The organism is Mariniflexile sp. AS56 (assembly GCF_030552475.1).
Lineage (GTDB): Bacteria > Bacteroidota > Bacteroidia > Flavobacteriales > Flavobacteriaceae > Mariniflexile.
This window is the reverse complement of sequence record NZ_JAUPED010000005.1, coordinates 115,900-138,790: the sequence shown is the minus strand read 5'-3', so window position 1 is coordinate 138,790 and position 22,891 is coordinate 115,900. Positions and strand designations below refer to the sequence as shown.

The 22,891-nt window shown below is 35.6% G+C and carries 19 protein-coding genes and 1 riboswitch; of the genes, 3 read left to right on the top strand and 16 right to left on the bottom strand.

Annotated elements, in window-relative coordinates:
* Nucleotides 1-33: 33 nt before the first annotated feature.
* The 13 genes from rnpA to Q5N74_RS07880 all read right to left on the bottom strand — a co-directional run bounded on the left by rnpA (nt 34) and on the right by Q5N74_RS07880 (nt 12,976).
* On the bottom strand, nt 34-438 hold the full coding sequence (rnpA, locus tag Q5N74_RS07940; protein ID WP_304388232.1) for a ribonuclease P protein component: 405 nt from the start codon (nt 436-438) through the stop codon (nt 34-36).
* Nucleotides 439-580: 142 nt separating this feature from the next.
* Nucleotides 581-826, bottom strand: a complete 246-nt coding sequence (locus Q5N74_RS07935) for a hypothetical protein (protein ID WP_304388231.1) — start codon at nt 824-826, stop codon at nt 581-583.
* The gene (locus Q5N74_RS07930; protein ID WP_304388230.1) at nt 823-1,578 is read right to left on the bottom strand and encodes an HNH endonuclease; all 756 of its coding nucleotides are present in this window, start codon (nt 1,576-1,578) and stop codon (nt 823-825) included. The genes Q5N74_RS07935 and Q5N74_RS07930 overlap by 4 nt, the downstream gene beginning before the upstream one ends.
* Nucleotides 1,579-1,772: 194 nt before the next feature.
* Complete coding sequence (gene thiH, locus Q5N74_RS07925) at nt 1,773-2,888, bottom strand: 2-iminoacetate synthase ThiH (RefSeq protein WP_304388229.1); 1,116 nt, start codon at nt 2,886-2,888, stop codon at nt 1,773-1,775.
* Between the two features lie 51 nt (nt 2,889-2,939).
* Nucleotides 2,940-3,710 carry a thiazole synthase gene (locus tag Q5N74_RS07920; protein WP_304388228.1) on the bottom strand — a complete coding sequence of 257 codons (771 nt, stop codon included), beginning with the start codon at nt 3,708-3,710 and terminating at the stop codon, nt 2,940-2,942.
* A 2-nt stretch (nt 3,711-3,712) separates the two neighbouring features.
* Nucleotides 3,713-4,357, bottom strand: coding sequence for a thiamine phosphate synthase (gene thiE, locus Q5N74_RS07915; RefSeq protein WP_304388226.1), 645 nt, complete (start codon nt 4,355-4,357; stop codon nt 3,713-3,715).
* A gap of 125 nt (nt 4,358-4,482) precedes the next feature.
* Nucleotides 4,483-5,307 (bottom strand): hydroxymethylpyrimidine/phosphomethylpyrimidine kinase, encoded by an 825-nt coding sequence (locus Q5N74_RS07910; protein ID WP_304388225.1) that lies wholly within the window; start codon nt 5,305-5,307, stop codon nt 4,483-4,485.
* Between the two features lie 44 nt (nt 5,308-5,351).
* Nucleotides 5,352-5,939 (bottom strand): thiamine phosphate synthase, encoded by a 588-nt coding sequence (locus Q5N74_RS07905; protein WP_304388224.1) that lies wholly within the window; start codon nt 5,937-5,939, stop codon nt 5,352-5,354.
* Between the two features lie 85 nt (nt 5,940-6,024).
* A complete protein-coding gene (gene thiC, locus Q5N74_RS07900; protein WP_304388223.1) occupies nt 6,025-7,884 on the bottom strand; it encodes a phosphomethylpyrimidine synthase ThiC in 1,860 nt (619 codons plus the stop codon).
* A gap of 76 nt (nt 7,885-7,960) precedes the next feature.
* Nucleotides 7,961-8,164 (bottom strand): sulfur carrier protein ThiS, encoded by a 204-nt coding sequence (thiS, locus tag Q5N74_RS07895; RefSeq protein ID WP_304388221.1) that lies wholly within the window; start codon nt 8,162-8,164, stop codon nt 7,961-7,963.
* A gap of 112 nt (nt 8,165-8,276) precedes the next feature.
* Nucleotides 8,277-8,375, bottom strand: a riboswitch (TPP riboswitch).
* A gap of 130 nt (nt 8,376-8,505) precedes the next feature.
* Nucleotides 8,506-10,335 carry a M1 family metallopeptidase gene (locus Q5N74_RS07890; RefSeq protein WP_304388220.1) on the bottom strand — a complete coding sequence of 610 codons (1,830 nt, stop codon included), beginning with the start codon at nt 10,333-10,335 and terminating at the stop codon, nt 8,506-8,508.
* Between the two features lie 144 nt (nt 10,336-10,479).
* Nucleotides 10,480-12,087, bottom strand: a complete 1,608-nt coding sequence (locus Q5N74_RS07885) for a S8 family peptidase (RefSeq protein ID WP_304388219.1) — start codon at nt 12,085-12,087, stop codon at nt 10,480-10,482.
* Nucleotides 12,088-12,115: 28 nt separating this feature from the next.
* Nucleotides 12,116-12,976, bottom strand: coding sequence for an MBL fold metallo-hydrolase (locus tag Q5N74_RS07880; RefSeq protein WP_304388218.1), 861 nt, complete (start codon nt 12,974-12,976; stop codon nt 12,116-12,118).
* A gap of 184 nt (nt 12,977-13,160) precedes the next feature.
* On the opposite strand from Q5N74_RS07880, the gene Q5N74_RS07875 reads away from it, so the two are divergent.
* Both Q5N74_RS07875 and Q5N74_RS07870 read left to right on the top strand, forming a co-directional pair.
* The gene (locus Q5N74_RS07875; protein ID WP_369686020.1) at nt 13,161-13,499 is read left to right on the top strand and encodes a DUF202 domain-containing protein; all 339 of its coding nucleotides are present in this window, start codon (nt 13,161-13,163) and stop codon (nt 13,497-13,499) included.
* Between the two features lie 30 nt (nt 13,500-13,529).
* On the top strand, nt 13,530-15,305 hold the full coding sequence (locus tag Q5N74_RS07870; protein WP_304388216.1) for an SLC13 family permease: 1,776 nt from the start codon (nt 13,530-13,532) through the stop codon (nt 15,303-15,305).
* A 27-nt stretch (nt 15,306-15,332) separates the two neighbouring features.
* Here the strand turns inward: Q5N74_RS07870 and Q5N74_RS07865 are convergent, their stop codons facing one another.
* Nucleotides 15,333-17,537, bottom strand: a complete 2,205-nt coding sequence (locus Q5N74_RS07865) for a SulP family inorganic anion transporter (protein ID WP_304388214.1) — start codon at nt 17,535-17,537, stop codon at nt 15,333-15,335.
* Complete coding sequence (locus Q5N74_RS07860) at nt 17,534-18,382, bottom strand: universal stress protein (protein WP_304388213.1); 849 nt, start codon at nt 18,380-18,382, stop codon at nt 17,534-17,536. Before Q5N74_RS07860 ends, Q5N74_RS07865 begins: the two co-directional genes overlap by 4 nt.
* 191 nt (nt 18,383-18,573) lie before the next feature.
* Between Q5N74_RS07860 and Q5N74_RS07855 the strand changes: the two genes are divergently transcribed.
* Nucleotides 18,574-20,415, top strand: coding sequence for a sodium:proton antiporter (locus Q5N74_RS07855; RefSeq protein ID WP_304388212.1), 1,842 nt, complete (start codon nt 18,574-18,576; stop codon nt 20,413-20,415).
* 5 nt (nt 20,416-20,420) lie between these two features.
* On the opposite strand, the gene Q5N74_RS07850 is transcribed toward Q5N74_RS07855, so the two are convergent.
* Complete coding sequence (locus tag Q5N74_RS07850; RefSeq protein WP_304388211.1) at nt 20,421-22,823, bottom strand: glycoside hydrolase family 31 protein; 2,403 nt, start codon at nt 22,821-22,823, stop codon at nt 20,421-20,423.
* Nucleotides 22,824-22,891 lie beyond the last annotated feature (68 nt).

The window sequence follows — 22,891 nt, the reverse complement described above, 5'->3', positions numbered from 1 at the left end:
ATTAACAGGGTTGTTGTTAACACAAGGACTTGCTTATGCGATGTCATCACCTTGTAATTTTTCAGTTTCAGAAACCTTTTTTAAAAACTTACCAAAAAGGTGACTCATACGTGCTTCCAGTTGGGTTAAGTTGGGTTTTTCTTTGCCAATGTACAAAATCATAAACGCATATTGCGTTGTCATGTTGTTAAAATAGCTGGCTTTATTTAAGCGATAAACCTCTCGCATTAACCGTTTTATACGGTTTCTATCAACGGCGGTTTTAAAATTTCGTTTACTAACCGAAACGCCTGTTTTAGCCACAATTGCCTCATCGAACGTGGTTGGTAAATACACCAAACGCAACGGAAATGCCGAAACCGATTGCCCATTGGCAAACATTTGTTCGATAAGCTTTTTGCTTTTAAGTTTTTCTTTTTGACTGTATGTGAATTTCAACTTTTTTGCTTTAAAAGCCAAAGGTAATGAAATTAAAAAATGATAACGTTTTAAGACGCTATTTTAGTGTTTGGGGGTATGAAAGGGTTTTTGTTTTGGTTGGGTGTTTTTAGAATTTTATAGTAGTCATAACTTTTAGTAATTATGAAATTTTTACGTTTAATAAAAAGTTATCAAGATCAGTTTCTGTACTAAAATGAATAAAAGAATCCGATTTATTTTGGAAGAAGTTTATCAAATCTAAATGGTTTTCAAAAACTCTAAAAGAGTTTCCTTCATAATTATAAATGAAGAAAACTTTACTTAAATTTTCTTTAGAAACCACAGTCGTTTCCAAGGTTTTAGAAGCTCTTAAATATTCTGTATTAATGGTTTGGAGGGTATTCATTTTATAAAAATATTTTGAAAATGATAATCTAAAAATTCTTTTTTCGGTAAAAACCTTTCTGGTTTTGTGATATTTTGATTCTCATGCTTTATAAAAAAATCATTAACAGCTTTATCTTTTGAATAACTACTGAAGTATTTTGAAACTCTTATTTTGAAATCTGGTGTCACAGTTATAAATCCTTTATCAAAAGCTTTGTCATGAATTGAATTTAAGCATAACCCGTTATGTGGATTTGTCCTATTATTTTTATCTTTTGACCAAGGAATTATATGGCTAGCTACTAAAAACTCAGGAATTGATAGCCCCGTTATACAGCACTTAATGTTGTAAGAAGATAAAATAGCGCTTCTAAAAAAGCTTTGATTTATTCTAGTTTTTATGGTAGTTTCTCTTTCTTTTCCTTCTGGTAAATTTTCTAAATTGATTTCTTTAACTTCTTTGTTCTGGAATTTAGCAATTAATTCTTCGCTTTCAAAAGCCAATTCATCCCAATTTCCATTGAATTCATTCCAAACTTCTTCTTCAAGTTTACTACCATTTACTAAACCTGTAATACCTTGTTTTTTCAATTCAGGATCAAGTCTTCCAAAATTTCCAATTTTCATATTTAATGCAGACGGAGACCTTCCAATTATGTTTGCATATTTTATTACAGTAGGATTGGATTTACTGCTGTTTTTAAAAGGTATTTTGCAATACACATTAAATGCTACAATTGTTTCTTCTTTTGTCCAATTGTTTTTTGCCATTATGCTGCAATATTTTTTAAATCAAAAGAGTCAATTGTTCTTACCTTATTTATTTTCATAACTGATTATTAGAATAATATTTAAATGCAAGATAGGAAGACTTCAGTAAATATTAATATCGAAAATCTTAACTTTTAAATCATAGTATTATTTCAAAAATAATAACCCAATCAAACTTGTTGTACTACCCTATTTCAATTCCAATTATTAGCCCAATCTTTCCAAACGGGTTCTAAACCTGTGTTTGTTAACATGTTTGCAATGGCTTCGGTAGAGCGTTCATCTGAAATTTCGAACTGTTCTAAAGTCTGTGGGTCTACGGCGTAACCGCCTGGGTTGGTTTTAGATTCGGCACTTATTGAGGTGATGCCTAAATGCACAATGTTGTTTCTAAAAGTTTCACTTTCGCGGGTGCTCATGGATAATTCGACGTCTTCATCTAGCAACCGAAACGCGCAAATGGTTTGTACCAAATGGGAGTCGGTCATTTCTACTTTGGGTTCTAAGCCGCCACTGTGCGGTCGCAACCTTGGGAATGAGATGGAGTACTTTGTTTTCCAATAGGTTTTTTGTAAATATTTTAGATGCATGGCGGTGAAAAAACTATCGGCGCGCCAATCTTCCAAACCAAACAAAGCACCCAAGCCTATTTTATGAACGCCCGCTTTACCTAAACGATCTGCCGTATCTAAACGGTAATCAAAATTCGACTTTTTACCTTTTGGGTGGTGTTTTTTATAGGCATCGCGGTGGTAGGTTTCTTGATATACCAAAACAGCGTATAGGTTGGCTTCCATTAATTCCTCATACGCATCTTGGTCTAAAGGTTGCACCTCTATGGTGATGTTTGAAAACTGATTTTTAATCAATTCCATGGCATGTTTTATGTACGGAACACCCACTGTTTTATTGGCTTCACCCGTAACAAGTAAAATATGATCGTAACCCTTAGATTTTAAAAAGGCGACTTCTTTTAAAATTTCGGTATCGGTTAAGGTTCTGCGTGGTATTTTATTGGTCATGCTAAACCCGCAATAGGTACAAATGTTTTGGCATTCGTTTGATAAGTACATGGGCACATACATTTGCATGGTGTTTCCAAAACGCTTTTTGGTTATGGCCTTACTTAACTGCGCCATTTGTTCTAAAAATGGGGCTGCTGCCGGAGAAATTAATGCTTTAAAATCTTCTAAATCGCGTTTGTTTTTGGAAAGCGCCTGTTCAACATCTTGGGCCGTTTTCGCATGGATGCTCGCCAGGGTGTCGTTCCAATTGTAGGTGTCGAATAGGGTTTGGAATGTTTTATGCATTGAGGAGTTGAGGGGTTTAGGAGTTGGTTTCTAAAATTAGAACCGTGTTTATTAATTTAAAAAACGTGTTAAGGGGCTGCTGGCTTCGGCATGTTTTTTAATGCTGGCTAATTTGGCATTATAGGCCATTCTGCCGGCTTCTACAGCCAGTTTAAAAGCCTTAGCCATCATAACTGGATTTTGCGAAACAGCGATGGCTGTGTTTACCAAAACGGCATCGGCTCCTAATTCCATGGCATAGGCGGCGTGCGACGGACTTCCTATTCCTGCATCTACAATAACGGGCACGTTGCTTTGTTCGATGATGATTTCTAAAAAGTCGACTGTTTTAATGCCTTTATTAGTGCCAATGGGCGCTCCTAAAGGCATAACACACTGTGCGCCTACATCTTCAAGTCTTTTACACAAAACAGGGTCTGCGTGTATATATGGCATCACTACAAAACCAAGTTTTACTAATGCTTCTGTAGCTTTCAACGTTTCTATAGGGTCTGGTAATAAATATTTGGGGTCTGGATGAATTTCTAATTTAATCCAATTGGTTTCCAAAGCTTCACGCGCTAGTTGTGCAGCAAAAACAGCTTCTTTCGCATCGCGAACGCCCGATGTGTTTGGAAGTAAATTCACGTTGGGGCGTAAAATACTTTGCAGCATTTTATCTTGTTCATTATCCATATCAACGCGTTTTAATGCCACCGTAATTAACTCACTTTCTGAGGCGATTAAAGCTTCAGACATGAGTTGATTGGAGCTAAATTTTCCTGTTCCTGTAAACAATCTAGAACCAAACGTTTTATCTGCAATTTTTAAAATATCGTTCATTTTTATTTGAAGGTATGACGTTGTTCTTCCGTAGAAGAGGCTTTTAGCAATTCGTTAAATGTTCTTATTTTATTGAAATCATGGGTAATTTCACCAGAAACGGCCACTCCAGATATACCAGTTTCGAGTATGGCTGTCACATCTTCCAAAGTAATACCGCCAACACCAATAATGGGCGTCTCGGTTTTTAAAGCGTCTATAATAGCTGCGTAACCGTTTAAACCCAAAACCGGACTTAAATGTTCCTTTGTTGTTGTAAATTTAAAGGGTCCCAAACCAATATAATCGACTTGTTTTTCAATAAGTGCTTCACAATCTTGCAGCGTATTTGCTGTACCGCCAATAATTTGCCAGGTATATAAATGCTTTCTAGCAATACTTGGGCAAATGTCTGTTTTTCCCAAATGCACACCATCTGCTTTAACTTCTTTGGCTATTTTGTAATGGTCGTTAATAATCAATCTGGTTTGAAAATGAGACGTGATGTCTCGAACTTCTTTGGCCAGCTTTAAAATCTTTTTTTCTGAAACATTTTTTAAACGAAGTTGCACCAATTCGGCTCCAGAAGTACAGGCTTTTTGAATGTTATCGAGATGTTCTTTTGGAGTGCTTCCTTGCGATATATAATGTAGTTTTGGTATGATCATTTTATTTAATTTTAAGAATTGTAAAATTTAAGTAGTTAAGAATTATAGGAGATAGGGATTTGAGTTGATTAGAATGTTGCGGCAATAGGCGTTTAGCATTTTGCTTACTTCGTTGATTAAATCGTTTAGTTTTTTATACTCATTTGTTTAAATTCTGAACTACTATAATTATGGGTTCCTAATAAACTCGTGTTTGAATTTAAAAACCTTTCGGTGTAATCTTTTGCAAATTTTGAGGCGTCTTCCAAATTTTGTTCTAGTAAAATATGGCTCGCCAAAGCGGATGCTAACACGCAGCCACTTCCGTGTTTTTCTGAAATATTTTCTACTTTTGGCGGAATATTTACCATGACTATTTTACTGTAATATAAGGTATCCCAGCCTTTTTTGTCGGTTCTGTGTCCGCCTTTTAGGTAGATATTTGTTAAACTGCTGATGTGTTCTACCGTTTCTTGAATATCTAAATTTGGATATAAAAGCTTTATTTCTTCGTAATTGGGTGTTATAATGAAACACTGTGCCCAAATTTTATCTAATAAATCTTGATTTTCGTTGGTATGAAAATCAAAACCTGCAGTGGCTTTAATAATGGGGTCTAAAACTATTTTTACCTCGGAATTTAAAGCGTGTAATGCATCAAGTACCAATGATAAAACATCCCAAGATTGCATGATGCCTATTTTAACCACGGAAATTTCAAAACGTTCAAAAAGTGTTTCTATTTGCGAAATAATAACGTCTGTTGATATCCATTCACAGTGTTTAAAATCGATGTCATTTTGAACGGTCACAGCGGTACAAACCGATAAACCATATAAACCGTGGGCTTCAAATGTTTTAATATCTGAAGTAATACCAGCACCAGAACTTGGGTCCAATCCCGCAATAGATAAAATATAATTATCAATTTGCAATGAAGAATTAGCTATATATATGTTGGTATTAGGCATTCGGTTTCTATAAATTATTTGTTTTCATTTTTAATTATTCCTTATTAATTAAAAAAAGCGTTCATTTTTTTAAAGTTTTCAACAGGGGTTTCACTATTCCAAATACCTCCTAAAACGCCCACACCTTTAAATCCTAATTTCTTGAATTCAGTCAAATTTTCTGCTGTAACACCGCCCATGCCAATAATGGTTTTATCGATATGGTTCACATCAAAACCTCTTCCTTCATAACCCTCTTTGGAAATAGATGAAAATACCGGACTTAGTAAATGATAATCAAACTCAAAATAGCATTCCTCTATGGCTTCGGGTTCATGAAATGAGGAGCTTATTGTTTTGCCATACATGTTCAAATTTTTAAAATACTGTCCCGGATTATCGATGTTGTCTATGCGTTTTTGTTCTTGAAAATGAATGCCTCTTAAATTGAATTCATTAATTAACTCATGAAAGTAATGCGTCACAATTCTTTGGTGATACTGCGGGTCTATTTGGTTTAAATATGCCGCATGTTCCGCATAGTTTTTATGTGGTTTTCTAAAATGATAGTATTGTAAACCAGCTTGAAATAACTGGTTAAGTAATTCCATTTCATTGGGAACATCATTTTCGGGGGCTATTACTATAAGCATAGATAATTAACAATTAAAAATTAACAAGCAGCAAGGTACGCAGATTTGAATGATAGTGCTGCGTACATGGCCAATTGAAAAGGGATTATAGGTATACTTCAGACCCTTTGTCTTTAAACTCTTTCGATTTTTCTTCGAAACCTTTTGCAATTACTTCGTTGTCTACAATATCATTTGCAGCAGCAAAATCTCTAACTTCTTGTGATATTTTCATGGAACAGAATTTGGGTCCGCACATAGAACAGAAATGGGCAATTTTGGCGCCATCTGCAGGTAGGGTCTCGTCATGGTATTCCAAAGCACGTTCGGGATCTAAACCTAAATTGAATTGATCTTCCCAACGGAATTCGAAACGTGCCATACTCAAGGCATTATCGCGATGTTGCGAACCGGGGTGGCCTTTAGCTAAATCGGCTGCATGTGCCGCTAATTTATAGGTCACTACGCCTACACGTACATCTTCTTTATTTGGCAAGCCTAAGTGTTCTTTTGGTGTAACATAGCACAACATGGCACAACCAAACCAACCAATCATGGCGGCTCCAATGCCCGATGTAATGTGGTCGTAACCTGGAGCAATATCGGTAGTTAAAGGCCCTAAAGTATAGAAAGGCGCTTCATCACAGACTTCAATTTGCTTTTCCATATTTTCTTTAATCATATGCATAGGCACATGACCAGGACCTTCAATAAAACACTGTACTTCGTGCTTGCGGGCTATTTTTGTTAGCTCACCTAAAGTTTCTAATTCTGCAAACTGCGCTTCATCATTCGCATCGGCAATAGAACCTGGGCGTAAACCATCACCTAAAGAGAATGCCACATCGTATTGTTTCAAAATGTCGCAAATATCTTCAAAATGTGTGTATAAGAAACTTTCTTTATGGTGCGCTAAACACCACTTGGCCATAATAGAACCTCCACGAGATACTATTCCAGTTACTCGTTTTGCCGTCATAGGCACATAACGTAGCAAGACGCCTGCGTGAATGGTGAAATAATCGACTCCTTGCTCTGCCTGTTCTATTAAGGTATCACGGAAAATCTCCCAAGTTAAATCTTCTGCAACCCCATTAACTTTTTCTAAAGCTTGATAAATAGGCACCGTTCCTACGGGAACTGGCGAGTTACGGATAATCCACTCGCGGGTTTCATGTATGTTTTGTCCGGTAGATAAATCCATGATATTATCGGCACCCCAACGGCAGGCCCAAACAGCTTTTTCTACCTCTTCTTCAATAGATGAAGTTGTGGCAGAATTTCCAATATTGGCGTTTATTTTTACTAGGAAGTTTCTACCTAAAATCATAGGTTCTGCTTCGGGGTGGTTGATGTTTGATGGAATGACCGCACGACCTCTTGCGACTTCAGAACGAACAAATTCGGGGGTGATTTTATCTGGAATGGATGCTCCAAAATGCTCGCCTTTGTGTTGCTTTCTAATTTCGGTCATTTCATCAATGCGTTGGTTTTCCCGAATGGCGATATATTCCATTTCTGGCGTAATAATGCCTTTTTTAGCGTAGTGTAATTGGGTTACGTTGTGTCCTTTTTTAGCACGTAAAGGCTTTTTTAAAAGTGAAAAACGCATGTGGTCTAAACTTTTATCATTTAAGCGCTCGTTGCAGTATTTCGATGTAAAAGCATCTAGTTGCTCTACATCGTCACGATCTAAAATCCATTGTTCTTTAATGCGTTCAATACCATTGTGCACATGGATGTTTTTGTTTGGGTCGGTGTAAGGTCCCGATGTATCGTACACCGTAACAGGTTCGTTCGGCTTTAATATGCCTGTTAAAGAATCTTTGGTGTCGCTCAAAGAAATTTCACGCATGGCCACTTTAATTTGTGGATGCAATTTTCCTTGTACATAGATTTTTTTTGAATTCGGAAAAGGCTTTCTAGTAATTTGGCCTTCTTTGGGTGCGGTGTCTTTACTTTTCATTTTTTATCGTTTTGCAGTTAGCAATGAGTGATTATTTTTATGCTCATAGCGGAAGGCTAATAGCTAGAGATTTCTATTAACCGCCTTGAGTGGCTTGAATAATTAATACGGTATCATTTGGTTTGAAGGTGGCCGTTTCCCATTTTGAATGTGAAATAATTTCAGCATTTATAGCAACAGCAATGCCTGTAGTAGGCGATTTAATTTGGTGCAGTAGCTGTAAAACATTGAGATGTGCATCAACGTCTAGCGAACGATTGTTTAGGTGAATGGTTATCATTTACAATACATTTTAGTTATTGTAAACTGTAAAGACAGAGAATATACTTTGAAAAAAAAGACACTTCTAGAAAAGGAGTGCTTCATGAAAAGGTTTGCCAGCGTATATTACAATACACTATTCAACTTTTCCCTTCGACGGTACTAACCGCATCAGGTTCAAAGGGTCTTTCTCAGTTCTAATTCATTTTAGAACACCCCTAAAGTTTACGTAGCGAATGTATTAAAAAAAGTAAAGCAAGCAGATGATTTTTACAAATTTTTGAAAAGTAAGCACATAAAAAAGGCTCCTTTAGTTAGTAAAGAAGCCTTTTTTAGTATTTAGAAATGTAAGTTGAACCCTTATTTTTTATTATTGTCTTTTTTAATATCTGCCATTAAATTTTTTGGATCTATTTCTACGCTTTTTACTTCTTTTTTAGTTGAAAACGTATAGGTAGGATATGCCCATGCCCAATCTTTTATAAGGGTGGCTTTGGTTGGTTTTTCACCACGCATCATTTGTAATGGAATGTAAAAATCTTCCGTATTACCATCGGTATAAGTAACGGTTACATCAATAGGCATCGGCATTAAGCCAATACGTTCTAAAGTAATGTTGTTGCCTTCAATGGTTTTTACGCCATAATCGATGGTGTTCGTGGTTTGTGCAAAATCTGTTAAATACCAATCCAATTCTAAACCAGAAACTTTTTCCGCAGAACGAATAATATCTATGGGTGTTGGGTGTTTAAAAGCAAAGTCTTTAAAGTATTTTTTAATGGTTTCTTTTAAGTGTTCTTCGCCAATAACATAGCCTAATTGTGCTAAAAATACAGCACCTTTACTATAAGCTGAAATGCCATAGGCTTGGTTAAATTGGTAACGGTCTGCATAGGTAGTAAGGGGTTGCTCTTTCCCTGACTTTGCTAAAGAGATATAGCCTTTATAAGAATCTTCATTAGGGTTTTCTTTGCCCTCATTCATAACCTCGTTCATAGCTAAATCGCTTATGTAACTGGTAAATCCTTCATCCATCCACTCGTGCTTAGCTTCATTGGTGGCTAATAAAAATTGGAACCAGGTATGTGCCAATTCGTGCGCTGTAACGCCCACTAAACTACCATAACTGCGCTCTCCTGTAATTAAGGTACACATAGCGTATTCCATACCACCATCGCCACCTTGTATCACCGAATATTGTTTGTAAGGATACATACCAATATGATTGCTGAAATAATGCATAAGTTCAACCGTTTTTGGTTGCATTTTTTTCCAGCGCTCTTTTTGCTCGTTGCTTAACGAGTTTTTATAGAAAAAATGAAGCATCGGGCCATTAGGCACTTGCATGGTATCGTGAATATAATTAGGATCTGCAGCCCAAGTAAAATCGTGGACATTAGGTGCTACAAAATGCCAAGTTAATTTATCTGTATTTGGACGATTAACGGTTGCTGTTTCGTAGCCATAACCAATCTCATTCGGGTTTTGTAAGTAGCCACTACCACCAATAATATAGTTTTTATCGATATTAATTTTCACATCAAAATCGCCCCAAACACCATGAAATTCACGACCAATATAAGGGTCGGCATGCCAACCTTCAAAATCGTATTCTGCTAGTTTTGGGTACCATTGTGCCATAGAAAGTGCAACACCTTCTTTATTGTTTCTTCCTGAACGACGAATTTGTGCAGGTACTTGACCATCAAAATCCATTTCAAACGTAACGCTTTCACCTGGTTGGATGGGTTTTGCTAAAGCAACTTCTAAAACGGTACCTACGGTTTCATGTTTTAAAGACTTACCATTTTGTTTTAACGAGTTTACTTTTATATACCCAATTTCGTTAGGTTTTAGCTTGCCTATGCGGTTCCCTACTCGAGAGTCTGGATCGGCAATAGTTTGTGAGCGTATGTCCATTTCACTACCTGGTTGAAAGGCATTAAAATATAAATGGTAATACACACGATTTAAAACATCGGGTGAATTATTGGTGTATACTAAGGTTTGTTGCCCTTTGTATTGATAGGTATTTACATCCATATCAATAGCCATTTTATAATCGACGTGTTGTTGCCAATACGTAGACGTTGTTGGGGTTTGAGGAGTTGTAGGAGTTAGAGCCGTTTGTGCACTATTACAAGACCAGAACACCAAAACGCTTAAGGCAGATATAAGAAACTGTTTCATTTGTGTTGTTTTTATAAATGGATTAAAAAAATAAGGCAGTCTAAAAGGTGAATTCAATTCCCTGTAAAGTCTGCCTTATTTTCAATAGGTTATTTGTTTTTAGAACCAACCTATTATTTATTTTTTTGAAGCTTTTGGTTTGTCTTAGATAGACATTTTAGCAGCTAAAATTAAGGCATTATACGCGTTTACCATTTTACCAGACTTCGATAAATCTGCAAAAGGTTTTACGTTATTTGTATCGCCACCAACTACTACTTTGGTTTTAATAGCTAAACCAGACTCCATAATAACTTGTTTTACTTGAGCTGCCGTTAAATTCGGGTAATACGAACGTATTAAGGCTGCTACACCAGCCACCGCAGGTGCTGCCATAGAAGTACCTCCTTTGGTATCGTATTCGTTTTCTGGGGTTGTAGAATATACTTTAGCACCTGGGGCAAATACATCAACATTTTGTTTTCCGTAGTTAGAAAAACCAGCCACAATATTAGATCCGTATTTAGGTTCTAAAGCCCCTACTCTAATATACGAGTTTGAAACTTCTACGCCATTTACATTATCATCTGGAAAATTACTTTCAACATCCACATTTTCACTATCGTTTCCTGCAGCATGTACAAATACGACATCTTTATCGCTTGCATATTTTATAGCATCACGTACCCAATCACTATGTGTTGAAAAACTTTTTCCGAAGCTACCGTTAATTACTGTGGCTCCATTATCAACCGCATAACGAATGGATAAAGCAACATCTTTATCATACTCATCACCGTTTGGTACGGTTCTAACACTCATAATTTTCACATTATTTGCAACGCCATTAGCGCCTTTACCGTTGTTACGTTCTGCAGCAATAATACCCGCAACGTGTGTACCATGACTTTCACTTTTCTTCACAGGTTTTACATTGCCATTCCCGTAAAATTTGGAATTCAAATTATTTGGATCGTCACCATTAACGCGGCCTTTAAAAGTTTTGTTAAGGTTATAATTTAAACGGTCGTTAAAACTTTCTAGACCATCGTTTAATTCCTTTTTAGCATCGGCAAGCGAGTCCATACCATTCCCGTACATGTATTTTGCTATTTGAATGGCTTTGTTTAAATCGGCATCTTCTGTTTTTATGGCAGTAACTTCTGCTTTTGTATAGTCCTTTTTACCTAAATGTTTTGCTAAAGCAGCATCAGCTTCTACAATTTGCTGTAATACTTGCTCGTAATTGGTTTTAAGGCCTACATATTTTTGGTATTCAGCATCATAAAGTTTTTGAGCTTTAGCGTAATCTGGGTGATTGGTATCGCCACTAGCCAAAATACGCACGTATTCTAACTGCTCGTTATAACCATCACCTAAAAAATTCCAACCATGTACATCGTCTATATAGCCATTGTTGTCATCGTCTTTTCCGTTGTTTGGAATTTCACCTTTGTTAGTCCAAATCACATTGTTTAAATCTTCATGATCTATGTCGATACCAGAATCGATAACAGCTACAATAACGGTATTTCCTTTTTTGTTTTTGATAAGCTCGGTATACGCTTTATCAACACTCATTCCAGGAATGGTGTCTTTCACTAAATCTAAATGTCCCCAATTATGTTTTTCAATTTCAGTTAATTCTGAAACTTTTAAAGGAGAACTATCAATGTTTTCAAGAGGTGTTGAAAGGATACTGGCTGTTCCTCCACAGCCTGAAAATAATACGGCTACAACAGCCGATAGCATTATTGTTTTAATTGTTTTCATTTGTTTGTATTTTGAATTAGTCACTTTTTTATTGGAAAATATCTTGAGAAGTAAAGATGTCTTTTAAACGGACTCCTTTTTCAGTATTGGTTACGGTAATAATTTCATTGTGGGCATCATGTTCTAAAAATAAATAATAGTTATTAGATGCTGCGATATTAAGGAATTTTTCTTTTTCCGTTAAGGTTAAAAGCGGTCTGGTATCATAACCCATCACATAAGGTAATGGTAAATGGCCTGCTGTTGGTAGTAAATCGGCCATAAAGGCGATGGTTTTATTTTTGTATTTAATTAGCGGAATCATTTGCTTATCGGTATGCCCATCTGCAAAAAAGATATCGAAACCTAACTCGGAATTTAGAAGCATATCACCTGAAGGCACTGTGGTAAATTGAAGTTGACCACTATCCTGCATAGGTAAAATGTTTTCTTTTAAAAACGAAGCCTTTTCACGACTATTGGGCTGGGTTGCCCAGTGCCAATGGTCTTTATTGCTCCAAAACTTAGCGTTTTTAAAAGCAGGTTCGTAGCCCGTTTTATTAGAATTCCAATTAATACAACCGCCGCAGTGGTCGAAATGTAAGTGGGTCATAAAAACATCTGTAATATCATCGCGATGAAACCCGTGTTTTTTAAGCGAGCCATCTAGCGTGTGGTCTCCCCAAAGGTGGTAATAACCATAAAATTTACTAGATTGTTTGGTGCCCATACCTGTATCGATTAATATAAGTCTATTACCGTCTTCTATAAGTAAACAGCGGGCTGTAAGGTCAATCATGTTATTGGCGTCGGCAGGATTGGTGCTTTGCCACAAGGCTTTTGGTACAACGCCAAACATAGCGCCACCATCTAATTTAAAGTTTCCTGCGTTTATTGGGTATAGGTTCATGTAGGGATTCTATAAGAAAAATGTGCTGCAAATTACTAAAAACGTAATTGATAAGTTGAAAATCATTAAATTTATTAGAGTTTTTTAACATTTACTTAGAATAGTTTAAATATATATTCTTTGAAACCTTTAAAAATTCAACTAGATTTATAAAAATAATTTAAAAATTTGAACGAATCAAACTATGGAAACGCCAATAAAATTAAAGAAAATGAAACTATTACGGTTTGGGCGTGACTTTAAACCTGATGAACAAATTATTTTAAGAGATTATCTTGCTATCGAGCGCACCCGGTTGGCTAACGAGCGTACCTTGCTGTCTTACATTCGGTCTTCGCTTTATTTATTATTGGGTGGTATTGCTTTTTTTCAGCTTAAAAATTTTCCGAATTTCAGATATCTCGCTTTTGTGTCTCTTTTTTTCAGTGCTCTTTTTTTTGTGATAGGAATCTATCGATTTATGCTTCTTAAGAAAAGTTTAAAAAGGTTATACTATATGTCTGAAAACAAAAAAGTGGACTGATTAGCTTAAATAATTTATCCCAAAGAAGTTATGAGCATCGATTTGATTATTACATTTTGCATTATTTTAGTGGGTGTTTTTCTTTTTGTAAAAGATTATTTTTCAATTGATACCACTTCCATTCTTATCATGGCGCTGTTTATTGTTGCGGGTGTATTAAACCCTGAAGAAGGTTTTTCAGGATTTAACCATCCAGCGACCCTAACTTTGGGCTGCATTTTTGTAGTAAGTGGCGGTGTTTTTAATTCGGGTGTTCTTAATGGTTTAAGCGACCATATTATTAAACTTGCCAAAATTCATTATGTGGTGGCGCTTAGTGTGTTTTGTATTATTACAGCGGTATTTTCAGCCTTTATAAATGATACGGCGGTTGTTGCATTAATGCTTCCCATTGCCTTAACGGTGTGTAGAGAAACCAATATTAGTCCTGGAAAATTATTAATGCCTATATCATTTGCGGCACTTTTTGGAGGCACATGTACCCTTATAGGAACTTCAACTAATATTTTGGTGAGTAGTTATGCTAAAAAATATGGACTAGAAGAATTCGGAATGTTTGAATTTAGTGGGGCAGCGGCTTGCTTACTTGTTATTGGATTTTTATATATATTTTTAGTTGCGCCTTTTTTACTTCCGAAGCGTAAAGAGGAAGATGATGCGCTTAGCAAAAAGGTAGAAGAATACATTACAGAAGTGGTTATTGAAGCTGGATGCCCTGATATTAATAAAGCCATTGTGAATTCTAAATTGGTTTTAGATTTTAATGTAAATATCTTGTCTGTGAGACGAGAAGATGGCCTGAGGTATGAATTAGGGCCCGAAACCATTCTTCTAAAAGATGATATTTTAAAAGTGGTTTTACCACCGCACACGGTTCATAAACTATTAGATGTTAAAGGGTATAAGGTAAAAGGAAGTACACTCGCTAATAAAACTGATATTAATTCAGATGGGTATAATGTCTATGAAGTTATTATTCCATTTGGTTCTAGTTTGGCGGAAGGTTCTCTAAAATCCATGCGATTTAATAGGCGTTACAATATGTCTGTCTTGGCAATTCGCCAACGTGGTGAAATTTTATTTGATAAATTATCATCAATAAAATTAATGGAAGGCGATATGCTTTTGGTTTTAGGGAAGAAGGATGATGTGCGAAACTTAGAGGAGAAAAAACTAGCGGTGATGCTTTCTGAATATCAGAAGAACAAAATTAATTTTAAAAAAGCTATACCCGCGGTTTTAATAGGGATTGGCGTTGTTTTAGCGGCCTCACTAAATATCACCTCTATTTTAATAGCTGCGATGGTAGGCGCCTTACTCATGGTTTTAACTAAAATATTAAAACCTATAGAAGCCTATAATGCTGTAGAATGGAAAGTTATTTTTATGATGGCCGGTGTACTTTCTATGGGAACAGCTTTGGAAAAAACAGGAGGCGCTAAGTTAATTGCAGATTTTATACAAAATACCTTGGGGCAATACAACCCACACATCACGTTGAGTTTATTGTATTTGGTGACTTTTATTTCCACAAACCTTATTTCTAGTAAAGCGACGGCAGCCTTGTTAACACCTGTTGTTATTAGCTTAGCGGCGATTATGGAGGTGAGTGAGCGTCCTTTTTTAGTAGCTGTTATGTTTGCCTGTTCATTAACCTTTATGACGCCTATGAGCTACCCAACAAACACCATGGTGTATGCGCCCGGAAATTATAAATTCAACGATTTTTTACGTGTAGGAACCCCTTTAAATTTAATTATTTGGGTAGCAGCTTCTTTTATTATTCCTTACTTTTTCCCTTTTTAGTTTCTGCATTTATTAGGAAATTAAGGTTCAACTCTCTTTAGAAACCACTTCGTTTAAACGCTTTCCGAAGTCGAAAAGTGCTTTTATTTCTTTAATACTCGCCAAACGCTCTTTGCCGAATACGAGTAAACTTTCGCCATTAGATTCGACGTGGTAGTAAGGGTTGCTTTCAAAAAAGTGAGTGATTTCATCTGTGAAAAAACGCGTTATTTCAGCTTCATTATCACCTAACAAATAAAATCTTTCTGAGAAATCACTGTGGTTTTGAATAGGAATATCTTTAAACCCAGCAAAGGCATATACTTTTTCTAAAAACCCTTCACGATCTAATGTAAATTCAGGAATAGATTTTTTTAAATTGATATGAAGCATCGTGGTTCTAATCACCTCTTTAGCAATAAATTCACCTTCAGAAAATTCAATATCAAACAAAGAGATAGCCTTCTTTTTATAGGTTAAAACATTGTAGATATGATCGATGTTTTTAGTGTTGAAAAACAAGAAGTTATTTAAAAAATCGGTGTCGTTTTGATTTTTAGGATGGTAGCTTAATGCATAATCATGCGCTAAACTTTCCATGTTGGTCTGGCGACGTGTTAGGTTGTTTTTAATGATTTTTGGCACCGGAAGTAGGCGTCTTAATGCAAATGGGTGTTTAGAGTCTGTATCGTGCATATCTAAGCCAATAACATCGAAATGGCCACCACGTTTTTTGAACAATTCTTGATAGCGGTTTATGTTTTCCATCACCGTATCATCTACAAAACTACATAACGAAAAATCGACAATAACATCTTGATTTTCTGGAACAGCATCTAGTTTGTCTTTCAGTTTATAATAATTTAAAAAACTACAAAAATGCTTAACACTTATATAATAATTGTGTTGCCCTTCGCTTTCGTGATACATTAAAACATTGGGTTTTAATACGTTTCTGGCAAACAACGAAATGTTTTTATTTACGATGATATGAATAATAAGTGTGGCAAAAACACCAGCTAAAATACCTGTTATTAAACCTACTTTTAGGGTGACTAGAAGCGTTATAAAAAAGATGATGAGCTGTTCTTTTCCTATAAAAAATATTTTTCTTATCACATTGGGCGATGCCAATTTATAACCTGTAAATACTAAGATAGCCATAAGTGCTGTTAGCGGTATTCGGGTTAATTGGGTGCTGAACAAAACGATGAATAAGACCAAAAATGTGGCATGAAAAAAGTTGGAAGACCGGTTGCTAGCACCATTATTTACGTTAACCGAACTACGCGCAATAACGGTAACCACATTAAGACCGCCTAAAAATCCACTCACAACGGTGGCAAGACCTAAGGCCTTCAGGTCTTTGTTTACGTTCGAACGTCTTTTTTCAGTATCCAACTTATCAACCGCTTTAATACTTAATAGCGACTCAATACTTGCTATCAGGGTAATGGCAAATACGCTTCCCCAAAAAGGAAGGCTACCAATACGTGAAAAATTAGGTAAATGAATATCTTCTATGATATTTTGAATGCTAGGAATTCCAGAAATCATGTATTGTTTTGCAATGGGATTTTCTTGATGCAGCACCAATTCAAAATAGTAACTAAAGCCTATAGACAAAATAACAATCCACATAGGGGCGGGGATAAGCTGCAAATATTTGTTTCTAACTTTAGAGTAAAACATCATAATAGCCAAACCTAAAACACCTGCTAATGCGGCGTAAATAAGTCCTTCATTTTTATAATGTAAAGCATCGTTTATGGTTACTGGAATTTCAAAAAGATAGTCGAGCGTATCTTCTCGTTTAATTTTATGAGCAAACATGATGTGAAACTGCTTCCCGAGAATGATAAGTCCGATAGCTGCAAGCATACCTTGTATGGCAGATGATGGAAAAAAATCGGATAATTTTCCCATTCTAAAAACACCAAGAAGCACGATTAATACACCAGAGCATATAATGGCAGCGTAAGCACTTTCTAGGCCTAAGGTTGTAATAGCGACTAAAAGAACGCCTACCATACCATTTCCAGGACCTGTAATGGTGACGTGACTACCTCCAAAAAGAGCTACGATAATACCACCTACAATGGCTGTTATAATGCCCGAAATTGGTGGGGCATCACTAGCCATAGCCAAACCTAAACCTAAGGGTAAGGCAATAAGACTCACCACAAAACCAGAAAATATGTTTTTGGGTATGGATCTAAAAAAATCTTTTAAGTTATTTTTTTTAGGGCTCATTGAAGGATTAATACATCGGTTGGTAATTCGGTTAAAATATGTTCGATATCATGAGGAAACAAACGGTCCCAAAAAGTCATTTTACTTGGGGCATTCATTACCAATAAATCGGCACGAGAAATTTGGGCATAATGGCCAATAGAATAGCCTTGTTTACCAAAAATGGGCTGTGTTTTTACAACAATATTTTCGGTATACTCTTGCGGGATATCTTTAATTATATCTTTTATTCTAGAATCTTCTCTAAGTTTAATACGTTCTTTTGCAATATTGGCGCGACGTAATGATGCATCGTCGTCCACTTTTATCTTAATTTGGTCTTGTTTTATTTCTTCTACTACCGTTATTTTTTCGGCGTGTAATTTTTTAGCAACATAAAAAGCCGATGCGATGGTTTGTTGAGTTTTAGGGTCTTCCAAGCCATTTACAACAATGTGTTGGCAACGCACGCGTTCAACAGACGGTTTTACCAACAATAAAATAGAACACTTTGCTTTTCTTGTTATTTTTCTAGCAATAGAGCCCACATAATATTTAATAAAGCGTTCGCGTTGAACAGCTCCTAAAATTAACAAGTCTATGTTATGTTCTTCTGTGGCATTTAAAATAACATCTTCTGGTTTCCCTAGTTTAAAAACAACTTCAAAATTTAGATTATCTTTTTTAAAAGAAGATAAAATTATTTTAAGGGCTTTTACCTTATCTTCTGAAGCTGTACCCACATGAATTAAAAATAATTTCGAATCAAAAAAAAGGGCAAGTCTAGCAGCTTCAAATAGGTTTGCTTTCAAGTTGGGCGAAAACGCCACACCAATTCCAATACTGTTAAATGGTTTTAAAGACACTTTTGTGTAATTTGTTTCTAAAAGTTGAAAGATAACATTTTTTAAAAAAATCAGACAATTATTAAAAAAAATTAGGAAAAAAAGGACTGTTTATAGTGATTTCACCCATAAAAATTTAAGATCCGGAGCATATAAAGTTAGGAAATACCCCGTTTTTATTTAAATTAGGCTTTTATAACAAATTCGAATTTATGATAGAATTAGCAGGAATTATAATTTTAGGGATTTTAGCACAGTGGGTTGCATGGAAGTTTAAAATTCCAGCCATTTTGCCATTAATCTTAATTGGGTTGTTAGTGGGGCCCGTTTCAGAATTTATTTCGGAAGATGGTACCAAATGGATTGAACCTATTTGGAATGGTGAAGAAGGCCTTTTTCCGGGAGAAAGTTTATTTTATTTTGTGTCTTTAGCCATAAGTATCATTTTATTTGAAGGTGGTTTAACCTTACGATTGAGTGAGATTAAAAATGTGGGCCCTATTATTTCTAAATTAATTACTCTAGGCTCGTTGGCTACCTTTTTTGGTGCGGCGATTGCTGCTCATTATATTTTTCACTTAACCTGGGAAATATCTTATCTATTTTCAGCCTTAATTATAGTAACCGGACCAACAGTGATTACACCCATTTTAAGGAACATTCCCTTGAAAAAGGATGTATCTGCCGTATTGAAGTGGGAGGGTATCTTAATAGACCCTATTGGTGCCTTAGTAGCGGTTCTTGTATTCGAGTTTATTAGCGTTGGTGGCGGTGGTGCGTTTACCAAAACAGCTTTAATTGAGTTTGGTAAAATTGTATTATTTGGTTCGACCTTCGGATTTACCTTTGCTCATGCCTTGAATTTTTCTATAAATAAAAAATTAATTCCTCACTATCTGCTAAATGTGTTCGCATTGGCTACTGTTTTAGGTGTCTTTGTATTGTCTGACGCTTTTGCACACGAGTCTGGATTATTGGCGGTTGTTGTTATGGGAATGGTGCTAGGAAACTCGAAATCGCCTTATTTAAAAGAACTTCTTTATTTTAAAGAATCGTTAAGCGTGCTACTGATATCTATTTTATTTATTCTGCTAGCCGCTAATATTAATATTGAAGACCTTTTACTGGTTTATAATTGGAACTCGGTGATGCTATTTGCTGTTGTGGTGTTTTTAATTAGACCGGTTGGTGTATTTGTTAGTACCTTTAAATCGTCTTTAAAATTTAATGAAAAGGTGTTTATTAGTTGGGTAGGACCTCGGGGAATTGTGGCTGCAGGTATTGCTTCTTTATTTGGCTTAAAGCTTTCTAAAAATGGGATTGTTGATGCGGAATATATTACACCACTTGTATTCATGATTGTGTTGGGTACCGTTTTATTGAATGCAACTACGGCGAGACCCTTTGCTAAATTAATAGGCGTTTTTTTAAAGCGTTCTGAAGGTATTTTAATTGTTGGTGCGTCTCATTTTTCAAGATTGATAGCGCAGTATTTAGAGGAAAATGGCAGGCATGTGGTTTTAATTGATAGCAATCAAACGAATATTAAATTGGCTTTAAAAGCGGGACTTGAAGCTATGGATACGGATATATATTCGGATAATCTAGCAGATAATATAGAACTTAATGATGTTGGCTTTTTAATGGCTATGACAGGGAGTGCTGATATTAACCAATATGCTATTAATAAATTTTCGAGTCAGTTTGGTGAAAGTGGTACTTTTCGTTTGATTAGTATTGAAGAAATGCAAAACCCAGAGAAAACTCCGAAGGAAGGCTTATTTTCGCTTACCGATGGTTATTTTTCACTTACGGAAGTGGCTAGAAATAACCCTAAAATTCATGAAATTGAATTGAATGATCGCGCACATTATGAAGAGTTAATTGAAATTTCTAATAACGATTCCGAGATTATTCCTTTATTAGTAAAAGATAAAGCAGGTGTTTTAGAGATTATCTCTTCTAACAATAAGGCTATGAATAAAATAGAAAAAGGCTTCCAATTAGTATATCTTGGAAAGCCTTTTTCTAGTAAAATTAAGCAGGATGTTTAAAGCGTTTATGCTATAACATGAAGCTCTGTAAATTCTTTACTAACAACAATGGTGTTTTCACCATCCAGTTTTACATCTTCAAAAATAACCTCTTCATTATCAATTTTAAGTTTAGAGATTCTAAATGGTAAGCCGTGGAATCTAATTTTTAAAGTGTCATAAGGCGTTATGTATTTACCAGATTTAAACTGCTGAATTATAACGCTGTTTTTCTTACCAACTAGTTTAAAGTCTCTAAGGCTGTATCTCCCTTTAATGTAATCATACCCATCATGAGCATCTTCAAAAACTTGTGAAGTATCTTCCCCATGTTTGTAATAAACATCCAGTATAAGCTCTTCAATCTTTTTCTCACCTACATATTGTTGGATAGGGTATTTAGGTATGATAGAACCTTCTTTAATAAAGATAGGCATGCTGTCTAAATCAGCATCAACCCAAAGTTCTTGACCTCCTTCAAATACTTCATCATCCCAGATACTGTACCAATTTCCAACAGGGAAATACATACGTCTTCCTTTAGCGTTTGGTTCTGTAATAGGGCAAGCTAATATTTTTTCACCACAAATAAACTCATCGTTTCTATAGTGGGTATGTGCATCAGCTTGATCAAATAATACAAGCGATTTTAATATAGGCACACCTTCATTAGCGTATCTCCAAAATGCGGTGTATAAGTATGGTAATAATTCGTATCTAATTTCGATAAACTTTCGGACAATGTTCGTAATGTTAGTTCCAAAAGCCCAAGGTTCTTGATCACCGTGGTCTCCAGAAGAGTGTGTTCTACAGAACGGGTGGAAAATACCTAACTGAATCCAACGTGCGTATAATTCGCCATTTGGTTGTTCAGCAAAACCACCAATATCAGACCCAATAAATGAAAATCCAGACATACACATACGTTGTGCTTGAATGTTGGCAATGGTTAAATGTTCCCAACTTGCCACGTTATCACCCGTCCAACTAGACGTATAACGTTGTGTACCAGAATAAGCCGCTCTTGTAATTACAAAAGGTCTTTTTGGATATGCGAATTTTTTAAGTCCTTGGTACGTAGCGCGAGCCATTTGCATACCGTAAACGTTGTGTGCTTTTCTATGACTACATTGGTTGCCATCATAATCGTGTCTTACATCATTTGGGAAGGTTTTTCCAGGAACATCCATAACAGCAGGTTCGTTCATGTCATTCCACACACCTTTAACACCTATGTCTTCAACTAGTTCCTTAAATAAATCGGACCACCATTCACGAACTTCTGGGTTTGTAAAGTCTGGGAAATAACACTCTCCAGGCCATACTTTACCTTTCATGTAAGGACCATCGGCACGTTTACAGAAATAATCTTTATCCATACCTTCTTGGTAAACCGAATACTCTTTATCGATTTTAATACCTGGATCGATAATTACGATGGTTTTAAACCCATCATCAGCCAGTTCTTTTACCATTCTTTTAGGGTCTGGGAAGTGTTCCTTACTCCATGTAAAGCATCTAAAGCCTTCCATATAATCAATATCCAAATAAATGGCATCACATGGTATTTGTAGTTCTCTAAACTTACTGGTAATTTCTTTTACTTTAGATTCTGGGTAGTAACTCCATTTACATTGGTGGTATCCTAAAGTCCATAAAGCAGGTAATTCGTGTGGTTTTCCTGTTAAATCTGTATAAATAGAAACAACGTCGGTCATTTGTGGTCCGTAAATGAAATAATAATTCATTTCGCCACCTTGTGCCCAAAAACTAGTGATGTTTCTACGTTCGCTACAAAAGTCGAAAAAGGTACGGAAGGTATTGTCAAAAAAGATTCCGTATGATTTTTTATGGTGTAGACCTGTATAAAACGGAATGGCTTTATAAATAGGGTCTGTGTTTTTTCCGTATGCGTAAGAATCTGTTACCCAGTTTTCAAAACGTTTTCCTTTCAGGTTATTATCAACGGGTTTATCACCTAAACCGTAATAACTTTCACCTTCTTGAGATGTTTTAGACATTTTTACAATATCGCCACCAAACTCATAACTTTCTTCCCAATGAAAACCTAATTCATCTTCACAAATAAGGGTTTTGTCTTTGGCATCGTAAAGTGCCGTTCTCATGTCGACTTTAGAGACATGGCAAATAAGTTTTGAAGTGGTAATGATGTATTTATCAGTATCCTCGGTTACATCTAGAAAATTATACCCTCTACTGGCATATTTTGTAATGGCATATGAGAAATCTTTTTCAAAAACTCCAGTCGTTGTATATCGAAACCTTAAAACACTATCTCGTTGTACTGTGATTTGAAGCACGACATTATTCTCAGCAGTGAATGATAAAGTGTCTAGGTTTTTTTGGTAAGAAATTATTTTAGAAGGAAATAGGTTTCCCTTATATTCTAATTCGGTGTTTAATATCATAAAATTAAAGCTATTATTTAATTAAAGCGAAAATACTAAATTTCAGGCATGTAAATACCTTGTTATTA

Excerpts from the sequence above, each read along its gene's own strand:
- Q5N74_RS07935 (WP_304388231.1), bottom strand. The coding sequence starts at position 826 with ATGAATACCCTCCAAACCATTAATACAGAATATTTAAGAGCTTCTAAA.
- Q5N74_RS07930 (WP_304388230.1), bottom strand. The coding sequence starts at position 1,578 with ATGGCAAAAAACAATTGGACAAAAGAAGAAACAATTGTAGCATTTAAT.
- thiH (WP_304388229.1), bottom strand. The coding sequence starts at position 2,888 with ATGCATAAAACATTCCAAACCCTATTCGACACCTACAATTGGAACGAC.
- Q5N74_RS07920 (WP_304388228.1), bottom strand. The coding sequence starts at position 3,710 with ATGAACGATATTTTAAAAATTGCAGATAAAACGTTTGGTTCTAGATTG.
- thiE (WP_304388226.1), bottom strand. The coding sequence starts at position 4,357 with ATGATCATACCAAAACTACATTATATATCGCAAGGAAGCACTCCAAAA.
- Q5N74_RS07910 (WP_304388225.1), bottom strand. The coding sequence starts at position 5,307 with ATGCCTAATACCAACATATATATAGCTAATTCTTCATTGCAAATTGAT.
- Q5N74_RS07905 (WP_304388224.1), bottom strand. The coding sequence starts at position 5,939 with ATGCTTATAGTAATAGCCCCCGAAAATGATGTTCCCAATGAAATGGAA.
- thiC (WP_304388223.1), bottom strand. The coding sequence starts at position 7,884 with ATGAAAAGTAAAGACACCGCACCCAAAGAAGGCCAAATTACTAGAAAG.
- thiS (WP_304388221.1), bottom strand. The coding sequence starts at position 8,164 with ATGATAACCATTCACCTAAACAATCGTTCGCTAGACGTTGATGCACAT.
- Q5N74_RS07890 (WP_304388220.1), bottom strand. The coding sequence starts at position 10,335 with ATGAAACAGTTTCTTATATCTGCCTTAAGCGTTTTGGTGTTCTGGTCT.
- Q5N74_RS07885 (WP_304388219.1), bottom strand. The coding sequence starts at position 12,087 with ATGAAAACAATTAAAACAATAATGCTATCGGCTGTTGTAGCCGTATTA.
- Q5N74_RS07880 (WP_304388218.1), bottom strand. The coding sequence starts at position 12,976 with ATGAACCTATACCCAATAAACGCAGGAAACTTTAAATTAGATGGTGGC.
- Q5N74_RS07875 (WP_369686020.1), top strand. The coding sequence starts at position 13,161 with ATGGAAACGCCAATAAAATTAAAGAAAATGAAACTATTACGGTTTGGG.
- Q5N74_RS07870 (WP_304388216.1), top strand. The coding sequence starts at position 13,530 with ATGAGCATCGATTTGATTATTACATTTTGCATTATTTTAGTGGGTGTT.
- Q5N74_RS07865 (WP_304388214.1), bottom strand. The coding sequence starts at position 17,537 with ATGAGCCCTAAAAAAAATAACTTAAAAGATTTTTTTAGATCCATACCC.
- Q5N74_RS07855 (WP_304388212.1), top strand. The coding sequence starts at position 18,574 with ATGATAGAATTAGCAGGAATTATAATTTTAGGGATTTTAGCACAGTGG.
- Q5N74_RS07850 (WP_304388211.1), bottom strand. The coding sequence starts at position 22,823 with ATGATATTAAACACCGAATTAGAATATAAGGGAAACCTATTTCCTTCT.